Source organism: Pelagibius marinus (assembly GCF_014925385.1).
GTDB classification, from domain to species: Bacteria; Pseudomonadota; Alphaproteobacteria; order Kiloniellales; family Kiloniellaceae; genus Pelagibius; species Pelagibius marinus.
The window spans coordinates 452,186-472,220 of the sequence record NZ_JACSDK010000009.1; the positions used below are offsets into that span (position 1 = coordinate 452,186).

17 protein-coding genes are annotated in these 20,035 nt (G+C 67.8%); 10 read left to right on the top strand and 7 right to left on the bottom strand.

Annotation, left to right across the window (positions count from 1 at the left end; all coding sequences use genetic code 11):
• Window positions 1-136: 136 nt before the first annotated feature.
• Window positions 137-796 (top strand): alpha/beta hydrolase, encoded by a 660-nt coding sequence (locus tag H7X47_RS12020; protein ID WP_227010388.1) that lies wholly within the window; start codon window positions 137-139, stop codon window positions 794-796.
• Here H7X47_RS12020 and H7X47_RS12025 read toward each other — a convergent pair.
• The gene (locus tag H7X47_RS12025; protein ID WP_193368899.1) at window positions 793-1,683 is read right to left on the bottom strand and encodes an SDR family oxidoreductase; all 891 of its coding nucleotides are present in this window, start codon (window positions 1,681-1,683) and stop codon (window positions 793-795) included. The genes H7X47_RS12020 and H7X47_RS12025 overlap by 4 nt on opposite strands.
• A 165-nt stretch (window positions 1,684-1,848) precedes the next feature.
• On the opposite strand from H7X47_RS12025, the gene H7X47_RS12030 reads away from it, so the two are divergent.
• Window positions 1,849-2,628 carry a tetratricopeptide repeat protein gene (locus H7X47_RS12030; RefSeq protein WP_193368900.1) on the top strand — a complete coding sequence of 260 codons (780 nt, stop codon included), beginning with the start codon at window positions 1,849-1,851 and terminating at the stop codon, window positions 2,626-2,628.
• Between the two features lie 211 nt (window positions 2,629-2,839).
• Here H7X47_RS12030 and H7X47_RS12035 read toward each other — a convergent pair whose 3' ends face one another.
• The 5 genes from H7X47_RS12035 to H7X47_RS12055 are packed head-to-tail and all read right to left on the bottom strand — an operon-like array spanning window position 2,840 to window position 10,577.
• Window positions 2,840-3,256 (bottom strand): hypothetical protein, encoded by a 417-nt coding sequence (locus tag H7X47_RS12035; RefSeq protein WP_193368901.1) that lies wholly within the window; start codon window positions 3,254-3,256, stop codon window positions 2,840-2,842.
• Between the two features lie 19 nt (window positions 3,257-3,275).
• Window positions 3,276-3,944, bottom strand: a complete 669-nt coding sequence (locus H7X47_RS12040) for a glutathione S-transferase family protein (RefSeq protein ID WP_193368902.1) — start codon at window positions 3,942-3,944, stop codon at window positions 3,276-3,278.
• Between the two features lie 44 nt (window positions 3,945-3,988).
• On the bottom strand, window positions 3,989-4,519 hold the full coding sequence (locus H7X47_RS12045) for a GNAT family N-acetyltransferase (RefSeq protein ID WP_193368903.1): 531 nt from the start codon (window positions 4,517-4,519) through the stop codon (window positions 3,989-3,991).
• A 33-nt stretch (window positions 4,520-4,552) separates the two neighbouring features.
• On the bottom strand, window positions 4,553-9,115 hold the full coding sequence (gltB, locus tag H7X47_RS12050) for a glutamate synthase large subunit (protein ID WP_193368904.1): 4,563 nt from the start codon (window positions 9,113-9,115) through the stop codon (window positions 4,553-4,555).
• A 19-nt stretch (window positions 9,116-9,134) separates the two neighbouring features.
• Entirely contained in the window at window positions 9,135-10,577 is a 1,443-nt protein-coding gene (locus H7X47_RS12055; protein WP_193368905.1) for an NAD(P)-dependent oxidoreductase, read from the bottom strand.
• Between the two features lie 480 nt (window positions 10,578-11,057).
• Here H7X47_RS12055 and H7X47_RS12060 point away from each other — a divergent pair, with 480 nt between their 5' ends.
• The gene (locus H7X47_RS12060) at window positions 11,058-11,894 is read left to right on the top strand and encodes an undecaprenyl-diphosphate phosphatase (protein WP_193368906.1); all 837 of its coding nucleotides are present in this window, start codon (window positions 11,058-11,060) and stop codon (window positions 11,892-11,894) included.
• A gap of 38 nt (window positions 11,895-11,932) precedes the next feature.
• Here H7X47_RS12060 and H7X47_RS12065 read toward each other — a convergent pair whose 3' ends face one another.
• Window positions 11,933-12,892 (bottom strand): complex I NDUFA9 subunit family protein, encoded by a 960-nt coding sequence (locus H7X47_RS12065; RefSeq protein ID WP_193368907.1) that lies wholly within the window; start codon window positions 12,890-12,892, stop codon window positions 11,933-11,935.
• Window positions 12,893-13,132: 240 nt separating this feature from the next.
• Here H7X47_RS12065 and H7X47_RS12070 point away from each other — a divergent pair, with 240 nt between their 5' ends.
• The 7 genes from H7X47_RS12070 to hpf all read left to right on the top strand — a co-directional run bounded on the left by H7X47_RS12070 (window position 13,133) and on the right by hpf (window position 20,032).
• On the top strand, window positions 13,133-13,753 hold the full coding sequence (locus H7X47_RS12070; protein WP_319633587.1) for a ribonuclease D: 621 nt from the start codon (window positions 13,133-13,135) through the stop codon (window positions 13,751-13,753).
• Window positions 13,754-14,025: 272 nt separating this feature from the next.
• A complete protein-coding gene (locus H7X47_RS12075) occupies window positions 14,026-15,060 on the top strand; it encodes a KpsF/GutQ family sugar-phosphate isomerase (protein ID WP_193368909.1) in 1,035 nt (344 codons plus the stop codon).
• 17 nt (window positions 15,061-15,077) lie between these two features.
• Entirely contained in the window at window positions 15,078-15,836 is a 759-nt protein-coding gene (gene lptC / locus H7X47_RS12080; protein ID WP_193368910.1) for an LPS export ABC transporter periplasmic protein LptC, read from the top strand.
• Window positions 15,833-16,813 carry an LptA/OstA family protein gene (locus H7X47_RS12085; protein WP_193368911.1) on the top strand — a complete coding sequence of 327 codons (981 nt, stop codon included), beginning with the start codon at window positions 15,833-15,835 and terminating at the stop codon, window positions 16,811-16,813. Before lptC ends, H7X47_RS12085 begins: the two co-directional genes overlap by 4 nt.
• A gap of 130 nt (window positions 16,814-16,943) precedes the next feature.
• Entirely contained in the window at window positions 16,944-17,696 is a 753-nt protein-coding gene (gene lptB, locus H7X47_RS12090; protein ID WP_319633593.1) for an LPS export ABC transporter ATP-binding protein, read from the top strand.
• A 13-nt stretch (window positions 17,697-17,709) separates the two neighbouring features.
• Window positions 17,710-19,284, top strand: coding sequence for an RNA polymerase factor sigma-54 (rpoN, locus tag H7X47_RS12095; RefSeq protein ID WP_193368912.1), 1,575 nt, complete (start codon window positions 17,710-17,712; stop codon window positions 19,282-19,284).
• A 163-nt stretch (window positions 19,285-19,447) separates the two neighbouring features.
• Complete coding sequence (gene hpf, locus H7X47_RS12100) at window positions 19,448-20,032, top strand: ribosome hibernation-promoting factor, HPF/YfiA family (RefSeq protein WP_193368913.1); 585 nt, start codon at window positions 19,448-19,450, stop codon at window positions 20,030-20,032.
• Window positions 20,033-20,035 lie beyond the last annotated feature (3 nt).

Sequence of the window (20,035 nt, forward strand, 5' to 3'; positions counted from 1 at the left end):
CGATGTGCCGGTCGACCCGCCACAAAGTTTAACGCGCGAGGACGGGACCGTCCTGGCCTATTACAGGACCGCAGGGGGAAAAGCCAGAAGCGGCGCACCGGCGGGCCGACCGGGCCTGATCTTCCTGGGCGGGTTCATGTCCGACATGAGCGGCACCAAGGCCTTGGCCCTGGAGGCCTACGCCCGACGCCGGGGCCGCGATTTCCTGCGTTTCGACTACCGCGGGCACGGCCAGTCCTCCGGTCGCTTCGAGGAGGCCACCATCGGCGACTGGCTGGGCGACGCCCTGGCGGTGCTGGACGCGGCGAGCGAGGGCCCGCAGATCCTCATCGGCTCCTCCATGGGTGGTTGGATCGCCCTCCTGGTCGCGCGGGCGCGGCCCGAGCGCGTCGCCGGGCTGGTCGGCATCGCCCCGGCGCCCGACTTCACCGAGGACCTGATCTGGGGACGCGCCACGCCGAAGCAGCGCGCAGCGCTGGAAAGCGTCGGCTATGTCGACCGCCCCTCGGAATACGCCGCGACGCCCTACCGCATCACCTACCGGCTGATCGAGGAGGGCCGTAACCACCTGCTGCTGAACGCCCCCATTCCCCTTGCCTGCCCGGTGCGCCTGATCCACGGCATGGCCGACGTCGACGTCCCCTGGCAGACCAGCCTGCGCCTGGCCGAGGCGCTGGAGAGCGAAGACGTCGAAGTAACCCTGGTGAAAGCCGCGGCGCACCGCCTCTCGGACCCCGAGGACCTGGCCCGCCTGGAGCGCGCGATCGAGGAAATCACCGTGAAAACAGCGACCTAGTCCTCCGCCAGGATCGCCTCCAGGCCGGCGCGGTAGTTGGGATAGTCCAGGGCGACGCCCAGTTCCTCGTGCAGCCGGCGATTGGAGACCAGGCGGTTGTCTTCCCAGAAACTGAGCGCCATGGGCGACATCTCGGCCTCTTCCAGGGGGATCAGCGGCGGCGGCTCGACCCCCAGCAGCCCGCAGGCATAGGCGGTGACCTCGGCGGCGGCCGCCGCTTCGTCGTCGCAGACGTTGTAGACGCGCCCCGGATGGGGCCGGGCCATGGAGGCCTGGAGAGTCTTGGCGATGTCCTCCACATGGATGCGGCTGAAGAGGTGCCCCGGCTTGTCGATGCGCCGGGCGCGCCCGGCGCGCACCTGGTCCAGGACGCTGCGCCCCGGCCCGTAGATCCCGGCCAGGCGGAAGACATGGACCGGCAGCCCCTCTTCTTCCTGCAGCCTCAGCCAGGCGGCCTCGGCTTCGATGCGCCGCAGGTTGCGCCCCTTGGCGCCGCGCAGCTCCGAGGTCTCGTCCACCTCGGCACCCTGCCAGTCGCCGTAAACGCCGGTGGTGGAGAGATAGCCGATCCATTCCAGCCGCGGCAGCGCGGCGATGTCGGCCGCGTGGCGGTCCAGCACCGGGTCGCCCGCCCGACCGCCCTCGCCGTCCGGGGCGATGCTCACCAGCAGATGGGTGGTCCCCGCCAGCGCCGCCGGGTCCAGCGGGTGGGCGCGGTCGAAGAGGTAGGCCTCGACCCCCGCCGCGCGCAGTTCCGCCGCCTTCTCGCGCGAGCGCGTGGTGCCGGCCACCGCCCAGCCCGCTTCCGCGAGACGCCGCGCCAGCGCCCGGGCGCTGAACCCGAATCCGAAGCAGAACAGCCTGAAAGGCGCGGCGGTCTCGGTCATCTTGGCTCCTGTCTCCCCCGCATTCTTTAGCCCCGCTTTCTTTAGAGGGGCATCTCTTCTATAGATGGGGCGGTCTTTTCGGCGGTCTTTTCAGGAGCCGCACCTTAGAGCGGCCGCAAGGCTGATGACCAGCAGGACGTTGGGCCCGCGAGTGATATGAACTTCTTGGCAAAGACGGCAAGCCCGGCCCTTTTGGCGGGGGCCCTGGCAACCGCATTGACGCTGGGGCCGGCGGGCGCGGCCCGGGCGCAGGGCGACGACCCGGAGCAGGCGGCCCGCTACCGCGTCTGCATGGACCTGGCCGAGACCGCGCCGGACGAGGCGGTGGAGGCGGCCCAGACCTGGGCCGACCTGGGCGGCAGCGACCCGGCGCGGCACTGCGCCGCCGTCGCCCTGATGCGCCTCGGCCACTACGAGGTCGCCGCCCAGGAGATGGAGACCCTGGCCGCCAGCCTGGAGCCCGCCTACGCCCACCTGCAGATCCCGATCCTGATCCAGTCCGCCCAGGCCTGGCTGGAGGCCGGCAAGATCGACCGCGCCTACGCCGTGCAGACGACGGCCCTGGCGCGCGAGCCCAACAACATCGAACTGCTGGTCGACCGCTCCTTCACGGCTGCTGAAGTCGGCAACTACGAAGCCGCCATCGCCGATTTGGACCGGGCCTTGGCGAACGCCCCCAACCGGGCCGATATCCTGGTGCTGCGCGCCAGCGCCTACCGCTACCTGGACCAGCCCGACGCCGCCCTGGCCGACGTGGAGGCCGCCCTGCGGCTCGACCCCCGCAACGCCGAGGGGCACCTGGAGCGCGGCAACCTGCGCCGCCTGGCCGGCGACGAGGCCGGCGCCCGGGAGGACTGGCTGCAGGTGACGCGCCTCGCCCCCGACAGCCCGGCCGCCGCGGATGCCCAGGACAACCTGGCCAAGCTGGACGTGAAGGTGGAGTAGGCAGCGTCGCCTGCATCCACCCCCCTCCCAACCTCCCCCCATCAAGGGGGGAGGAGTTTCATTGAGCTGCTGCACCTAATAATCCCCTCCCCCTGGGATGGGGGAGGGCTAGGGTGGGGGTGACCTTCTTGCCGCTTCAAGCCGTCGGCAAAAAGAACGACCTCAGAAATGCAGGTTGGCGTAGTGCTCGGGCGGGCGCCGGATCTTCCGATCAATCGACTTCGGGGAAACTGCGGAGGCGATCCAACGCTTCATCGGAATCAAGGCTTTCCAAGTCGCCGCGGATTACATCGCGAACAACATCGTACCCATAGTTAAGGCTCAGCTTCTGGAAGTCATCTATGCCGTTCTTCCATGCATAGTAGCCTGTAAAAGCTCCCAGAATCGCAAAGTCGTCCTCATGGATGTTGTGGGTGGTGAGGCGTGTCTGCTCCTCAAGAGCTTCCGTCAACTCTGGGCGGGTCATGACCTCCTTCGCGAATTCCAGCACCACCTCAGCCGGCAGGTGAGAGCGGCGCATGTATTCCAGGACCGGCAACATTTCACGCGGCCCGGACCTCTCGCGCGGTTGGTTGAGATAGTCAACGTATTCGTTGACCCAGGCATATGGCGATCTTGGCTGGTTCATTGTCGCTGCCCCGACCCGCCTAGAAATCCAGATCGGCGTAGTGCTTGGGCGGCTGGACGCCGGAGATGTGGTCGCTGAGGATGGTGCGGAAGCTGGGGCGCGACTTGACCCGGGCGTACCAGTCCTTGGCGCCGCTGTGGTCGTGCCAGGGCACGTCGCCCAGGTAGTCGACGGCGGAGAGCTCCGCCGCCGCGGTGATGTCGGCGCGCGAGAAGGCGTCGCCGGCCAGCCAGCGCCGCCGGTCGCAGAGCCAGCCGATGTATTCCAGATGGTAGTGGATGTTGGCGAGACCGGCGCGGATCGCCCCGGAGTTCGGGGTGCCGAGCTTCAGGAAGCGCTTCATGATCTTCTCGTCGACCAGGTTGGCCGTGACCTCGCGGTGGAACTTCCCGCCGAACCACTCGGCCAGGCGCCGCACCTCGGCACGGTCGATGGGATCGCGGCCCAGCAGGGTCGGCTCGGGATAGACCTCCTCCAGGTACTCGGCGATCACCGCGGTACCGGCGATGGTGGTGCCGTCCTCGTCGATGAAGACCGGCACCTGCCCCGCCGGGTTCAGGCGCAGGAAGACCTCGCGCCGCTCCCACACTTTTTCGGTACGCAGTTCGCAGTCGAGGCCCTTCTCGGCAAGCAGGACCCGGATCGTCCGGCAGCCGGGATCGATGGCGATGTGATAGAGCTGGCGCATGGGCGCGGACTATACGGGCAGCGCCTGGGCCTGAACAGTAGCCTTTAGCGGCGCAGGCCGGCGCGCGCCTTCTCCCGTTCGGCAAAGGCCGCACGGGTCAAAGTCATGACCACCAGCGGCACCGTCTCGCCGCCGCGCTCAGCGGTCGGCCGCGACCCGCCGTCCTCGGCGAAACCGGCACGCCGATAGGCACGCTGGGCCCTCGCGTTGTCCGCGAAGACGTCGAGCCAAAGAGACTGTGCCCCAAGCTCCTCAAAGACATAGGCGGAGAGGGTGGAAAGCGCGGCTCCTCCGGTGCCCTTGCCGGGCCGGTCCAAGGCAATGCGCAGCAATTCGATGCAGCCGCCCCCCTTCGCCAGCCCCGCCAGGAGAACAAACCCCAGCGGTTCCCCTGCGGCGCCGCAGATCATCAGGTGGCGCCGATCGGTATCGTCCAGGGCCGCCAGGTGCTCTTCGCGGCTCCAGCGCAGAATGAACACGCCATAGTCCGGACGGGCTTCCAGGGCGAGCACGAAGTCGAGGTCGTCCGGGCCTGTGGGCCGCAGTACAACACCCGCTTCCGCGGTTTCAGCCATGCCGCATGCGCCCCCGGCTATCAGGTCTGGTCCCTAGTCGCCGGCGGCGGCCGCCGCCTCGCGGGTGACCGGGTGCTCCAGGCGCTCCAGCATCTCGCGCGGCACCACCTGCCAGAAGCGGCCCTTCTCGTGCGCCCAGTTGACCAGGATCTGCTGGGCGAAGGCCGACTGGGTCTCGCGCCAGTGCTCGCTGATCAGCTCGCGCAGCTGGGCCTCCCAGTAGTCGGTCTCGACGCGCTGATGGATCACGCTCTCAGGGTTGATGCGCTCGGGCAGCACGTCGTCGACATCGTAGATGAAGGCCATGCCGCCGGACATGCCGGCCGCGAAGTTGGCGCCCACCGAGCCGAGAATGACGGCGACGCCGCCGGTCATGTACTCGCAGCCGTTGGAGCCGCAGCCCTCGACCACCGCGACGGCGGCGGAATTGCGCACGCAGAAGCGCTCGCCCGCCTGGCCGGCGGCGAAGAGCTTGCCGCCGGTGGCACCGTAGAGCACTGTGTTGCCGATGATGGTGTTCTCGTTGCTGGCCAGCGGGCTGGAGGTCAGCGGCCGCACCACGATCTCGCCGCCCGAGAGGCCCTTGCCGACGTAGTCGTTGGCGTCACCGAAGACTTCCAGCTTCAAGCCCTGCACCGCGAAGGCGCCGAGCGACTGTCCGGCCGAACCGCGCAGGCGCACGGTGGCGTGCCCGGGGTTCAGCCCGGTCATGCCGAAGCGCCGCGTGATCAGCGACGACAGCTTGGTGCCGATGGCGCGGTGCGTATTGCGGATCGAATACTGCAGCTGCATCTTCTCGCCGTCCTCGAACAGCGGCTTGGCGTCGGCGATGATCTGGGCGTCCAGGGTCTCCGGCACCTCGTTGCGGCCCAGAAGCGTGCAGTAGGTCGGGAAGTCGCCGGCATCGGCCTGCACCAGCAGCGGGTTCAGGTCCAGGTCGTCGAGATGCTCGGCGCCGCGGCTGACCTGCATCAGCAGGTCGGTGCGGCCGATGATCTCGTTGAGGCTGCGCACGCCCAGGCGGGCCAGGATCTCGCGCACTTCCTCGGCGATGAAGCTGAAGAGGTTGACCACCTTCTCCGGCGTGCCGGTGAACTTCTTGCGCAGCGCCTCGTCCTGCACGCAGACGCCCACCGGACAGGTGTTGGAGTGGCACTGGCGCACCATGATGCAGCCCATGGCCACCAGCGAGGCCGTGCCGATGCCGAACTCTTCGGCGCCCAGCATGGCGGCGATGACAACGTCACGGCCGGTCTTGAGGCCGCCGTCGGTGCGCAGGGTCACGTTGTGGCGCAGGCGGTTCAGGGTCAGCACCTGGCTGACCTCCGAGAGACCCATCTCCCAGGGCACGCCGGCGAACTTGATGGAGGTCTGCGGCGAGGCGCCGGTGCCCCCGACGTTGCCGGAGATCAGGATCACGTCGGCCTTGGCCTTGGCGACGCCGGCGGCGATGGTGCCGATGCCCGAGCGCGCCACCAGCTTCACGCAGACCTTGGCGTCCGGATTGATCTGCTTCAGGTCGTAGATGAGCTGCGCCAGGTCCTCGATCGAATAGATGTCGTGGTGCGGCGGCGGCGAGATCAGCATCACGCCTGGCGTCGAGTGACGCAGCTTGGCGATCATCTCGGTCACCTTGAAGCCGGGCAACTGGCCGCCCTCGCCGGGCTTGGCGCCCTGGGCCACCTTGATCTCGATCTCGCGGCACTGGTTCAGGTACTCCGCGGTGACGCCGAAGCGCCCGGAGGCGACCTGCTTGATGGCCGAGTTCTCGTTGTCGCCGTTGGGGTGCGGCGTGAAGCGGCCCGGGTCCTCGCCGCCCTCGCCGGAGTCCGACTTGGCGCCGATGCGGTTCATGGCGATGTTGAGGGTACCGTGCGCCTCGGGCGACAGCGCGCCCAGCGACATGCCCGGCGTGACGAAGCGCTTGCGGATCGCGGTGATCGATTCGACCTCCTCGATCGGCACCGGCGCGATGCCCTCGACCTTGAAGTCCAGCAGGTCGCGCAGGGTGTTCGGCGGCTGGCTGTGCACCCCCTCGGAGAACTTGCGGTAGGTGGTGTAGGAATCCGTCGCCACCGCGTGCTGCAGGGTGTGGATCAGCCCCGCCTCCCAGGAGTGGCTCTCGCCGCCGCGGCGGTAGCGGAAGAAGCCGCCCACCGGCAGGGCCACGAAGTCCTCGTCCCAGGCGCGCGCGTGCAGCGCCAGCACCTTTTCCTGGATACCCATCAGGCCGATGCCCGACAGGCGCGACGGCATGGGCATGAAGAACTCGTCCACCAGCGTGCGCGACAGGCCCAGCGCCTCGAAGTTGCAGCCGCCTCGGTAGGAGGAGATCACCGCGATGCCCATCTTGGACATGATCTTCAGAAGGCCGTCGTCCACCGCCTTGATGTAGCGCTGCACGCAGTCCTCCAGCGGGCGGTCGCCGAAGAGGCCGCGCCGGTGGCGCTCGGCGATCGACTCCTGCGCCAGGTAGGCGTTCACCGTGGTGGCGCCGACGCCGATCAGCACCGCGAAATAGTGCACGTCCAGGCACTCGCCGGAGCGCACGTTCAAGGAGATGAAGGTGCGCAGCTTCTGGCGCACCAGGTGGGTGTGCACCGCGCCGGTGGCGAGGATCATCGGGATGGCGACGCGGCCCGGGCCGACGGCCTCGTCGGTCAGCACCACGTGCTCGCAGCCCTCGCGCACGGCGTTTTCCGCTTCCTGGCGGATGCGGTCCAGCGCCTCCGCCAGCGCGGTCTCGCCGCCGTCGATCGGGAAAGTGCAGTCGATGCTCGCCACGGCGTCGCCCATGTGCTGCACCATGGCATCGAACTCGGCGTTGGAGAGCACCGGCGATTCGAGCTGCAGCAGGCGCAGCTGCGCCTCGTCCTCGTCCAGGATGTTGCCCAGGTTGCCGAGGCGCGTCTTCAGGGTCATGACCCGGCGTTCGCGCAGGGAGTCGATCGGCGGATTGGTGACCTGGCTGAAGTTCTGGCGGAAGAAATGGTGCATGCCGCGGTAGCGGTCCGACAGCACGGCCAGCGGCGTGTCGTCGCCCATGGAGCCGATGGCTTCCTTGGCGTCGTCGACCATGGGATGCAGGATCAGCTCCAGGTCTTCCATGGTCAGGCCGTAGTTGAGCTGGCGGCGGCGCAGCTCCTCGCCCTCCCAGCGGCTCGGCTCGCCGTGGTCGGGGCGCAGCAGGTCGTCGATGGAGGTGACGTTGGCGATCCACTCGCCGAAGGGCTTCTGCTTGGCCAGGTGATCCTTGATCTCGCGGTCGTGGTAGAGCTTACCCTCCTGCAGGTCGACGGCGATCATCTGGCCCGGGCCGAGGCGGCCCTTCTCGACCACGTTGTGCTCCTCGATGCGCACCATGCCGGTCTCGGAGCCGGCGAAGAGCAGGCCGTCGTTGGTGATGGTGTAGCGCAGGGGGCGCAGGCCGTTGCGGTCCAGGCCGGCGACCGCCCAGCGGCCGCCGAAGCCGCAGACCGCGGCCGGGCCGTCCCAGGGCTCCATCACCGCGTTGCAGTAGCTGTAGAGATCGCGGTGCGCCGGCGGCAGCGAGGGGTCCTGGCCCCAGGCCTCCGGGATCAGCATGGTCTTGACCATCGGCAGGTCGCGCCCGGCGCGCACCATCAGCTCGGCCACCGCGTCCAAGGCCGCGGAGTCCGAGAGACCGGCGGAGATCACCGGCTTCAGGTCCTCGACGTGATCGGCGAAGGTCTCCGAGGCCATGCGGCACTCGTGCGCCTGCATCCAGTTCACGTTGCCCTTCAGGGTGTTGATCTCGCCGTTGTGGGCGAGGATGCGGAAGGGCTGGGCCAGGCGCCAGGTCGGGAAGGTGTTGGTCGAGTAGCGCTGGTGGAAAATGACGAAGTTGGAGGCGAAGCGGTCGTCCAGCAGGTCCGGGTAGAAGGACGAGAGCTGCTCGGCCAGGAACATGCCCTTGTAGATCACCGAGCGGCAGGACAGCGAACAGATGTAGAAGTCCTGGATCGATTCCAGCTCGGCCGCCTTCTCGATGCGCCGGCGGATGATATAGAGGTCGATCTCGAACTGCGGGTCGGGCACGCCGCGCGAGTTGGCGATCATGACCTGCTCGATCTCCGGGCGCGTGGCGTTGGCCTTCTCGCCGACGATCTCGGTGGTCACCGGCACCTGGCGCCAGCCGTAGATGCGGTAGCCGAAGTTCAGGATCTCACGCTCGACCAGCACGCGGCAGCGCTCCTGCGCGCCGAAGTCGGTGCGCGGCAGGAAGACCATGCCGATGGCCAGGGTCTCCTCGCCCGGCTCATGGCCGGTGCGCGCCACGTGCTCGCGGAAGAAGTCCTGCGGGATCTGCAGGTGGATGCCGGCGCCGTCGCCGGTCTTGCCGTCGGCGTCGACGGCGCCGCGGTGCCAGACCGCCTTCAGCGCCTCGATGCCCGCCACCACCACGTCGCGGCGCGGGGTACCGTCCAGGGAGGCGACCAGGCCGACGCCGCAGGCGTCGTGCTCGTCGCGGGGATCGTAGAGGCCGTAGCTGGAGAGCTTCTCGGCGTTGCGCTTCCAGGCGGCCGCGTAGTCTTCGCGCTGCCCGGCGGGCGTGAGGGACTTCTGTTCCGTCATGATCTTCTCTCCCCCAACCTTACTCGGCGGCCACGGCGGAGGCACCCGCCTTGGCCTGCATGTAGTTGTGCATCTGCTCGGCGGCGTCGCGCCCGTCGCGCACCGCCCAGACCACCAGCGAGGCGCCGCGCACGATGTCGCCGGCGGCGAAGACGCCGTCCAGCGAGGTCATCTTGGTCTTGAAGTCGGCCAGCACGGTGCCCCAGCGGGTGACCTCCAGGCCGCTGGTGTCGAACAGCCTGGGCAGGTCTTCCGGATCGAAGCCCAGCGCCTTGATCACCATGTCGGCCTCCACCGTGAAGCTGGAGCCCTCGATGATCTGCGGCGTCTGGCGGCCGGTGGCGTCGGGCATGCCCAGGTGCACACGCTGGGCGCGCACGGCGGTCACCTTGTCGTCGCCGAGGAAGGCCTCGGGCGCCGACAGCCAGACGAAATCGACGCCTTCCTCCTCGGCGTTGGCCACCTCGCGCTGCGAGCCCGGCATGTTGGCGCGGTCGCGGCGGTAGAGGCAGTGCACCGACTTGGCGCCCTGGCGCACCGCGGTGCGCACGCAGTCCATGGCGGTGTCGCCGCCGCCGATGACCACCACCGACTTGCCCTTGGCGTCCAGGGTACCGTCCTCGAAGGCCGGCACCTCGTCGCCCAGGCCCTTGCGGTTGGAGGCGGTGAGGAAGTCCATGGCCGCGAAGATGTTCTGCAGCCCACTGCCCGGCGCCTTGATGTCGCGCGCCTTGTAGACGCCGGTGGCGATCAGCACAGCGTCGTGCTTGGCGCGCAGGGCGGCGAAGCTCTCCGCCCCGCCGACGTCGTAGTTGAGGTGGAACTGCACGCCGCCGCGCTCCAGCAGATCGCCGCGGCGCTCGACCACTTCCTTTTCCAGTTTGAAGTTGGGAATACCGTAGATCAGCAGGCCGCCGGCGCGGTCGTAGCGGTCGTAGACGTGGACCTGGTAGCCCTTGCGGCGCAGCTGCTCGGCAGCGGCCATGCCGCCCGGGCCGGCGCCGATGATGCCGACCGACTGCGCGCGCTCGCGCGGCGGCTTGGCCGGCTTGACCCAGCCCTTCTCCCAGGCAGTGTCGGTGATGTACTTCTCCACCGAACCGATTGTGACCGTGCCGTGGCCGGCCTGTTCGATGACGCAGTTGCCCTCGCAGAGCCGGTCCTGGGGGCAGATGCGCCCGCAGATCTCCGGGAAATTGTTGGTCGCCTGAGCGGTCTCGTAGGCCTCCTGCAGGCGGCCCTCGGCGGTCAGCATCAGCCAGTCGGGGATGTTGTTGTGCAGCGGGCAGTGCACCTGGCAGAAGGGCACGCCGCACTGGGAGCAGCGGCCCGCCTGGTTCGCCGCCGCCTCGGGATCGTACTCGTCGTAGATCTCGTCGAAGTCACGGCGGCGCGCTTCGGCGCTGCGCTTTTCCGGCATGGCGCGGGCAAGCTTGACGAACTGCAACATCCGGCTGGCCATAGGCTTTACGTCCCTAAACTCTCTCAGTCGATCCTAGCCGCCCCCCTTTGCCGGGCCCTGGCTGAACCGATGTCCAGCGGGCCCTGGCCGGGTCTTGCAGCGGCGTTTGCCCCGCCCCCGGGGGCGGCGGCGCCTTGCGCTTGAGCGGAAGGCCGCAGTCCCGGCGATGAAGTCCGCGTCGGTGTCCCAGGGCGCCGCCGATGGCGGAGCGCCCGAAATCACCAGGGGCGCCCGTCTATAGACGAAGCCCCCGCAGCTTGCGAGGAAAAAACACAGAATAGGACAATATTTATGACCTATCTTGCCCGAAGGCCCTTCCTTATATCAAAAACCACCCCGGTTCGGCGACAGTTTTCCGAAAAACTAGTTCCGATCCGAGACTAAATTGCCCGATGGGATCGTTAACCAAGGGGTGCTATAAGCCGCCGGTCGCCGCCCGCACCCTTTTGCCCGACCGACAACCGCCACCGGAACCCGCCCTTGTCGCTGCTGCATGTCGTCATCCTGGCCATCGTTCAAGGCATCACCGAATTCCTGCCGATCTCTTCCTCCGGGCACCTTGTATTGGCCTGGGAGGTCTTCGACGCCGCCCAGATGAGCGGCGTCGAGCAGGCCGCGTCCGATCGCCTGACCCTCGATATCGCCGTCCACGTCGGCACCCTGGCGGCGGTCTGCCTCTACGCCTGGCGCGAGATCGGGCAGATGGCGGGCGGCATTGCCCGCCTGGCGGTGGGCCGCTGGACGCCGGGCGCGCGCCTCGCCGTCCTGGTGATCGTCGGCACCCTGCCGCTGATCCTCGTCGGCGGCCTGTTCAAGGACCACATCACCGCCATCCTGCGCGACACCGCGGTGGTCGCCTGGGCGACCATCGGTTTCGGCATCGTGCTGTTCATCGCCGACCGCAGCGCCATGACCTTTCGGCGCATCGACCACATGACCCTGACCGCCAGCCTGGTCATCGGCCTGGCCCAGGTGCTGGCCCTGATCCCGGGGACCAGCCGCTCCGGCATCACCATGACCGCGGCCCGCGCGCTGGGTTTCGAGCGGGTCGAGGCGGCGCGCTTTTCATTGCTGCTGGCCATCCCGGCGATCCTCGGCGCCGGCAGCCTGGCGGGCTACGACCTCTATGAAAGCGGCAACGTGGCGCTGGGGCACGAGGCCCTGGTCGGCGTCGTGCTGTCGTTCGGCGTGGCGCTCCTGGCCATCGTGCTGATGATCGGCTGGCTCAGGCGGGCGTCTTTCACGCCCTTCGTGGTCTACCGCATCCTGCTGGGCGGCGTGCTGCTGTGGTGGGTTTACGGCGTCGGAGGCGCCTAGGGGCCGGGCTTACGGCGGCGCGGCCTGACCCCTGAATCTCAGAGATCGGCCGACTGGTTGTAGCGCCCGCCCGGGCGGTACTTGTCCAGATAGCCGGGGATCACCGCTTCAGGCGCCGTCGCCTCGATGCCCAGATCGGCCAGGGTCAGCGCGCCCGGCGTCACCACGTTGTCCCGCTGCAGCAGGGTGACCTGGTCGCGGGTCAGCGGCGGCACGGGCAGCAGCTCCAGGAACGTCGCCTCCAGGCGGGCCAGGCCGAAGGGCAGGTTCACCAGCACCCGCTTGCGCCTGATGGTCTTCAGCATCAGTTCCAGCAGCTGCTTGAAGCTATAGGTCCTGGGGCCGCCCAGCTCGTAGACCTTGCCGCGGCAGGCCGGATCGCTCAGCGCCGTCGTCACCGCGCGGGCCACGTCGCCCACGTAGACCGGCTGGAAGCGGGTCTTGCCGCCACCGATCAGCGGCAGCACCGGGGAGAAACGCGCCATCTCGGCGAAGCGGTTGAAGAAGCCGTCCTCGGGACCGAAGACCACGCTGGGGCGCAGGATGACGGCCTCGGGAAAGGCCGCGCGCACCGCCGCCTCGCCTTCGCCCTTGGAGCGGGCATAGGCGGCCGGCGCCTCCGGCCCGGCGCCGATGGCCGAGACGTGCACCAGCGCCTCGCAGCCGGCCGCCGCCGCGGCCGCGGCGATGGCCTTGGCCCCTTCGGCGTGGACCGCCTGGAACTTCTGCCGGCCGCGCTCGAAGAGGATGCCGGTCAGGTTGATGGCCGCGTCGGCACCATCCAGCGCCGCGGCCACCGCCGCGGGGTCCTGCAGCGGCACGCAGAGCGGCGTGATCTGGCCGACATCGCCCAGGGGCTTCAGGAAGGCGGCACGGCCCGGGTGGCGCACCGCAACGCGGACCATCCAGCCCTCGCGCGCCAGACGCTGCACCACATAGCGCCCGAGAAAGCCCGAGCCGCCGAAAACCGTAACGATGCCACCGCGCCTGGCGCTCATGCCCCGCCTCTCCAAATGCCAAACCCAAGGGCCGGCCGGCGCTCCGGAAATTCCTCCGGCGCCGTTTCCGATGCCGTCTCCGGCACCCGGGCCCGCCTGCGGGCGATATATACAAAGCCTGGGATCAAGTTGACAGCCTCAATTGACCGCCTATGTTGGGCGGCGGGCCGCGCCAAGGGCCCGCGATTGCAGGATTCGTACGGCTTTTTCCCCAAGACCTATCCAAGGCAGACACTCCTCGTGGCACCTCCAGAAATTCACCTCCACCAAGGCGACCTGCCGGCCGGACTCGCGCTGGGTGACAGCATCGCCGTCGACAGCGAGACCATGGGTCTGGACCTGTCCCGCGACCGGCTGTGCCTGCTGCAGCTTTCGGCCGGCGACGGGGTCTGCCACCTGGTGCAGTTTCCCAAGGGAAACTACGACGCCCCTAACCTGAAGGCGCTGCTGGCCGACCCGGGGGTGACCAAGATCTTCCACTTCGCCCGCTTCGACGTGGCGGCGATTCGCCGCTACCTCGGCGTTGATTGCGCCCCGGTCTATTGCACCAAGATCGCCTCCAAGCTGGTCCGCACCTATACAGACCGCCACGGCCTCAAGGACCTCTGCCGCGAATTGCTGGGCGCCGAAATCTCAAAGCAGCAGCAGTCTTCGGACTGGGGCGCGGCGGAATTGAGCCAGGAACAGCTCGCCTACGCGGCCTCCGACGTCTTGTATCTGCACGACCTGCGCGCCAAGTTAGATGTCATGCTGGCGCGCGAAGGCCGCACGGAGCTGGCCAAGGCCTGCTTCGAGTTCCTGCCGACGCGCGCGGCGCTCGACATCGCCGGGTGGAACGAGAACGACATCTTCGCCCACTAGTTCGACCCCGCCTCAGCGGCAGCCGGTTGATTGACCCGGAGGAATCTTTCGTAGATGGTCCTCTAGGGAGCGCCCCGAATCGGGCCCCGAATCCGCCCCTGAATCTATGGGGAATCGGGCGCTTGGGGCTTTTAAGGCGTGGGGCCGACTGTGCTAGTCTGCGAACGGTCCTGCGAGGTGTGGCAAGGGGGATGCCGCGCGGGCACGCCACGTAGGACCGGAAGAAGCGATCCGGCCGGCGCGGGCGGCACGCCCCCACGAGAAGAGATGGCATGAAGTCTACATTGAAATCGGACAGGCCGGTGGACTCCGACACGCCGGACAGCGCCGCGGACCTGGCGGTCGCGCGCCGCGTTCTGGAAGTCGAAGCCGAGGCCCTGACCACCCTGGCCGCCGGCCTGAACGGCGGTTTCGCCGAGGCGGTGGCCCGCCTGGGCGAAGTCGAGGGCCGCGTTATCGTCACCGGCATGGGCAAGAGCGGCCACGTGGCGCGCAAGATCGCGGCGACCCTGGCCTCCACCGGCACCCCGGCCCTCTTCGTCCACCCCGGCGAGGCCAGCCACGGCGACCTGGGCATGATCACCCAGAAAGACGCGGTCATCGCCCTGTCCAACTCCGGCAATACGCTGGAGCTGAGCGACATCATCACCTACGCCAAGCGCTTCGCCATTCCCCTGGTGGCCATGACCGCGCGCGACGACAGCGCCCTGGCCGAGGCGGCGGACATCGCAATCATCCTTCCGGGCGAGGCACAGGGCGCGCCGGAAGCCTGCGCCGTGACCCAGGCGCCGACCACCTCCACCACCATGATGCTGGCGCTGGGCGATGCCCTGGCGGTGGCCTTGCTGGAGCGCAAGGGCTTCTCCAGCAGCGACTTCAAGGTGTTCCACCCGGGCGGTTCGCTGGGTAAGCGCCTGCTGCGCGTCAGCGACCTGATGCACGGCGGCGACGATCTGCCGCTCTGCGGCCCCGACACGAACATGAAGGAGGCCATCCTGGCGATGACCACCGGGCGCTTCGGCTGCGTCGGCATCATCGACGAGGCCAAGCGGCTGATCGGGATCATCACCGACGGCGACCTGCGCCGTCACATGGAACAGGACATCCTGGCCCTGAGGGCCGGCGACATCATGACGCCGAAGCCGCGCACCATCCGCGCCAACGCCCTGGCGGCGGAAGCCGTGGCCTTCATGAACACCTCCACCCCGCCCTTCCTCTGCCTCTTCGTCGTCGATGAGAACGGCTCGCCCGAGCGGCCCATCGGCATTCTCCACATGCACGACTGCCTGCGCGCAGGCGTGGTCTGAGCTGGCGGGCGGCAAGCGTGGCTGAAACCGTAATCCACTCCCCACCGGCCAGGCCGCGCGGCGCCGCGCTCCCGCCGCAGGGCGAGGGCAAAGGGCGACAACCGCCGCGGCTTTCCGGACGCAACACCTACAGCCTCTTCGTCAGCTCGATGAAGCTGGTGCTGCCGGCGCTGGCCGCCGGCCTGGTGCTGCTGGTCATCGCCTGGCCGCAGCTCATGCCCGACGTCAGCCGTTCCGGCCTCGACTTCGCGAAGATCGCCCGCGACCACGCCAAGACCCTGAACATGCTGAACGCCCGCTACAGCGGCGTCGACGAGAACAACCAGCCCTTCAACATCGCCGCTGACCTGGCGACCCAGTCCCCGGAAAACGAGGACCTGGTCGAACTGCAGCACCCCAAGGCGAACATCAAGACGACCGAGGGCGACCTGGTGGCACTCTCCGCGCGCGTCGGCCACTACAACCGCGGCGCGGATATCCTGGACCTGACCGGCAAGGTGCATCTGACGCACGACAAGGGCTTCGACATGGTTACCGAGGAGGCGACCCTTGACCTGAAGGACGGCTCGGCCAGCGGCGACACGGCGGTAAGCGGCGCCGGCCCCTCCGGCGAACTGCAGTCCGAGGGCTTCCGCTTGAGCGAACGCGGGCAGGTCATTCTCTTTACCGGCAAGAGCCGCCTGCTCATCTACCCGGAGGCCAAGGACAAGTTGTCAGAAGAAAACGCCGCCACCGGCTCTGCCGAGGAACGCACGCCTGCGGAGGCGGACCAATGACCGTCGCCCTGCGCCTGACGGCCCGGCCGCGTCCCGTCCCGGCGGAGCACCCCATGCTGGCCGCTGTGCTGACGACCGCGCTGGCCGCCGCCCTGATGCTGGGCCTCGCGGCGCTGCCGCTGCGCCCGGCCGCAGCGCAGTCGACGGCGGCCGAGTTGCGCGAGAGCGACGAGCCGCTGGAGATCAACGCCGAAGAAGGCATCGAGTGGAACCGCAACGACAAGACCTACGTCGCACGCGGCAACGCGCGCGCCGCCAGCGGCGAAGTCGAGGTGCTGGCCGACGTCCTGACCGCCTACTACCGCGAGCGCGAAGAGAGGCCCGCCGGCGAGGACTCCCTCTTCTCCCAGGGCGGCGGCAGCGAGATCTACCTGCTGGAAGCCGCCGGCAACGTGCGCATCAACTCACCGGAAGGCTCGGTCTTCGGCGACAAGGGCCAGTACAAGCTGGAGGAGAAGGTCTTCATCATGACCGGCGAGGACCTGCGCCTGATCAGCAAGGAAGACGTGGTGACCGCGCGCGACAGCCTGGAATACTGGGAAGGCCAGCGCAAAGCTGTGGCCCGGGGCAAGGCGCACGCGACCCACGAGGACAAGCAGATCAAGGCCGACGTCCTGACCGCCAATTTCGAGGAAAACGCCGCCGGCGACCTCGAGGTGCACCGCATCGACGCCGCGGGCAACGTCGAGATCATGACCGCAAAGGAATACGCGCGCGGGCGTGAAGGCGTGTACTATGTGAAGCGGGAGTTGGCGACGCTGGAAGGCGACGTGAAGATCACCCAGGGTGAGAACCAGCTGGACGGCGACTATGCCGAGGTCAACATGGCCACCGGCATCAGCAAGCTGCTGGGCGCGCCGCCGGGCAGCAAGGACAAGCCCAGACAGGTGAAGGCCCTGGTTCTGCCGCGCGCGACCAAGGAAATAGAGAAGGAGACTTCCGACGACGGCGCAGCGGAGACGGGCGGCACCCAGTAGGGCCGCGGCAGTGCCCGCGGATTGCCCGCAGCATTCTACAGATCGGGGCAGGTACAGATTGGGGTAGTTTGATTTGGTCGACGAAACACAGAAGGTAAGTGAAGGCGCCGCCACGGGGCAGGGCGCCGCGATCGGCGAAAAGCCGCGGCTGGTCACCGACAACGCCGGACTGATGGCGGTCAACATCGGCAAGAGCTTCAAGAAGCGGCCGGTGCTGCGCGGCGTCACCCTGTCGCTGCAGCGGGGCGAGGCCGTCGGCCTGCTGGGCCCCAACGGCGCCGGCAAGACCACCTGCTTCTACATCGTCACCGGCCTTATCGCGCCGGACTACGGCTGGGTCACTTTGGACGGCCACGACATCACCGACATGCCGATGTATCGCCGCGCCCGCCTGGGCATCGGCTACCTGCCGCAGGAGGCTTCCATCTTCCGCGGCCTGAGCGTGGAGCAAAACATTCGCGGCGTGCTGGAAGTCATCGAGCCGGTGCGCGAGAAGCGCGAGGTGGCGCTGGAAAACCTGCTGGCCGAATTCTCCATCACCCACCTGCGGCGCACCCCGGCGGTGGCGCTGTCGGGCGGCGAACGGCGGCGTGTCGAGATCGCCCGCGCCCTGGCTTCGCAGCCGGCCTTCATCCTGCTCGACGAACCGCTGGCCGGCATCGACCCCATCGCCGTGGGCGACATCCGCGACCTCGTCTCGCACCTGAAGGACCGCGGCATCGGCGTGCTGATCACCGATCACAACGTGCGTGAGACCCTGGAGATCGTTGACCGCGCCTACATCATCCACGACGGCGTGGTGCTGATGGAAGGCGCCCCGGACGAGATCGTCGCCCACGAGGATGTCCGTCGCGTTTACCTGGGCGAAAGGTTTAGCCTCTAAAAGGTTAAGCGATATGGCGGCGACACAAAGATTGGAACTGCGCCAGCGCCAATCTCTGGTCATGACGCCGCAGCTGCAGCAGGCGATCAAGTTGTTGCAGCTTTCCAACCTGGAACTTGCGGCGGAAGTGGACCGGGAGCTCGAGCAAAATCCGCTGCTCGACCGCGACGACGGCGCAAACGACAGCCTGCTGGAGGGACCCTCTCCCGACCAGCAGGACGATTTTGCGCACGCCTCCGACATCGGGGGCGACGACTCCGCCGCCGGCCCCGACTCCTCCGATCTCGATACCCCCGCCGACCCGGACTCCCTGGAGCGCTCCACCGCCGAGCAGCTGCCGTCCTCCAGCGACGAGCCGCTGGATACCGACTACGACAACGTCTACACCGGCAGCGCCAGCTGGGAAGGCCCCAGCGCCGAACCCGCCTTCGCCCAGCGCGGCGGTTCGGGCAGCGGCGACGAGAGCGACTTCTCCCTGGAGCAGCGCCTTGCCGAGTCGGTCACCCTGCGCCAGCACCTGACCGACCAATTGCACCTGGAAATTTTCGATCCCACCGACCGCGCCATCGGCGTCTGCCTGATCGACCAGTTGGACGACAGCGGCTACCTGAGCGGCGACCTTGACGAACTGGCCGCCCAGCTCGGCTGCCCGCCGGGACGCCTGGAGGCGGTGCTGGCGGTGATGCAGGGCTTCGAGCCGACCGGCATCTTCGCCCGCTCGCTGGCCGAGTGCCTGGCCCTGCAGCTGAAGGACCGCGACCGATACGATCCGGCCATGCAGGCCCTGGTGGAGAACTTGGAGCTGCTGGCCAAGGGCGACCATGCCAAGCTGCGCAAGATCTGCGGCGTCGACCAGGAGGACCTGGCCGACATGATCGCCGAGATCAAGGTGCTGGACCCGCGCCCGGCACTGTCCATCGAGGGCGAGACGGCGCAGCCGGTGGTGCCCGACGTGCTGATGCGCCCCGACCGCAAGGGCGGCTGGATCGTCGAACTGAACAGCGAGACAGTCCCGCGGGTGCTGGTCAACTCCGACTACTACGCCCAGATCTCGGGGTCGGTGCGCTCCAAGAAGGAACGCGAATACCTGAACGAGCGCCTGCAGTCGGCCAACTGGCTGGTCAAGGCGCTGCACCAGCGCGCCACCACCATCCTGAAGGTGGCAAGCGAGATCGTGCGCCAGCAGGACGCCTTCTTCCGCCAGGGCGTCGAGCACATGAAGCCGCTGACCCTGCGCGACATCGCCACCGAAATCGAGATGCACGAATCGACGGTCAGCCGTGTGACCTCGAACAAATACATGGCCACGCCGCGCGGCACGTTCGAGTTGAAATACTTCTTTACCGCGGCGATCGCCGGATCCGATGGGACGGCCCACTCGGCCGAGGCCGTGCGTCACCGGATCAAGCTGCTGATCGAGGGCGAAAGCAGCAAGAAAATCCTCTCCGATGACACCATCGTGGAACTGCTGCGCAAGGACGGGGTGGACATCGCCCGGCGCACGGTGGCCAAGTACCGCGAAGCCATGAGAATCCCCTCCTCAGTGCAGCGGCGCCGGGAGAAGGCCGTCCTGACCGATCAGGCATAATCGATTGATTTTCATACATTATCTCTGGAAGAGACGGGTACAAATAACGACCCGAGACAGGCTATTGACTTCACCTGGGGCCGTCTCTATGTTGCGCCCGCCTTGGCTATAGGGCATGCTGTGAAGGTGGTCAGCCACCTCTATTCAATCCACAAAAGCGGTTATGCAGCTCTCCGTTAAAGGAAAGCAGCTGGACGTCGGTGACGCGCTGCGAACGCACGTTGATGAAAGCCTTTCGCGGATTCTCGACAAATACTTCGGGGATGCGATTGAGGTTATCGTAACGCTGTCGCGGGATGCGCACCTCTACCGCGCCGTGGTGTCGGCCCATGTGGGCCGCGGCATACATCTGGAAGCCCATGGGGAGGCGAACGAACCTTATCCCGCATTCGATGCGGCGGCGGACCGACTTTCTAAGCGACTGCGTCGCTATAAGCGCCGCCTGCGGGATCACAATTCGAAGCCTGCGGAGGGAGCCTCGCTACCCGCGCAGCAGTACATCCTGGCCGGAGAGGGCCCGGAAGATTCAGGAGAAGAGAGCAGCGCCGACGGCCAGCCGGCCGTGGTGGCTGAAATGACAACAGAGATTCCGACGCTTACGGTAAGCGAAGCGGTCATGCGCATGGACCTGGGGAACCTGCCCGCGATGATGTTTCGCAACAGCGCGCATGGCGGCTTGAACATGATTTACCAGCGGAGCGACGGAAACATCGGCTGGATCGATCCCCGCGGAAACCGCGGGGAGTGACCG

Excerpts from the sequence above, each read along its gene's own strand:
- H7X47_RS12020 (WP_227010388.1), top strand. The coding sequence starts at position 137 with ATGTCCGACATGAGCGGCACCAAGGCCTTGGCCCTGGAGGCCTACGCC.
- H7X47_RS12025 (WP_193368899.1), bottom strand. The coding sequence starts at position 1,683 with ATGACCGAGACCGCCGCGCCTTTCAGGCTGTTCTGCTTCGGATTCGGG.
- H7X47_RS12035 (WP_193368901.1), bottom strand. The coding sequence starts at position 3,256 with ATGAACCAGCCAAGATCGCCATATGCCTGGGTCAACGAATACGTTGAC.
- H7X47_RS12040 (WP_193368902.1), bottom strand. The coding sequence starts at position 3,944 with ATGCGCCAGCTCTATCACATCGCCATCGATCCCGGCTGCCGGACGATC.
- H7X47_RS12045 (WP_193368903.1), bottom strand. The coding sequence starts at position 4,519 with ATGGCTGAAACCGCGGAAGCGGGTGTTGTACTGCGGCCCACAGGCCCG.
- gltB (WP_193368904.1), bottom strand. The coding sequence starts at position 9,115 with ATGACGGAACAGAAGTCCCTCACGCCCGCCGGGCAGCGCGAAGACTAC.
- H7X47_RS12055 (WP_193368905.1), bottom strand. The coding sequence starts at position 10,577 with ATGGCCAGCCGGATGTTGCAGTTCGTCAAGCTTGCCCGCGCCATGCCG.
- H7X47_RS12065 (WP_193368907.1), bottom strand. The coding sequence starts at position 12,892 with ATGAGCGCCAGGCGCGGTGGCATCGTTACGGTTTTCGGCGGCTCGGGC.
- H7X47_RS12075 (WP_193368909.1), top strand. The coding sequence starts at position 14,026 with ATGAAGTCTACATTGAAATCGGACAGGCCGGTGGACTCCGACACGCCG.
- H7X47_RS12085 (WP_193368911.1), top strand. The coding sequence starts at position 15,833 with ATGACCGTCGCCCTGCGCCTGACGGCCCGGCCGCGTCCCGTCCCGGCG.
- rpoN (WP_193368912.1), top strand. The coding sequence starts at position 17,710 with ATGGCGGCGACACAAAGATTGGAACTGCGCCAGCGCCAATCTCTGGTC.
- hpf (WP_193368913.1), top strand. The coding sequence starts at position 19,448 with ATGCAGCTCTCCGTTAAAGGAAAGCAGCTGGACGTCGGTGACGCGCTG.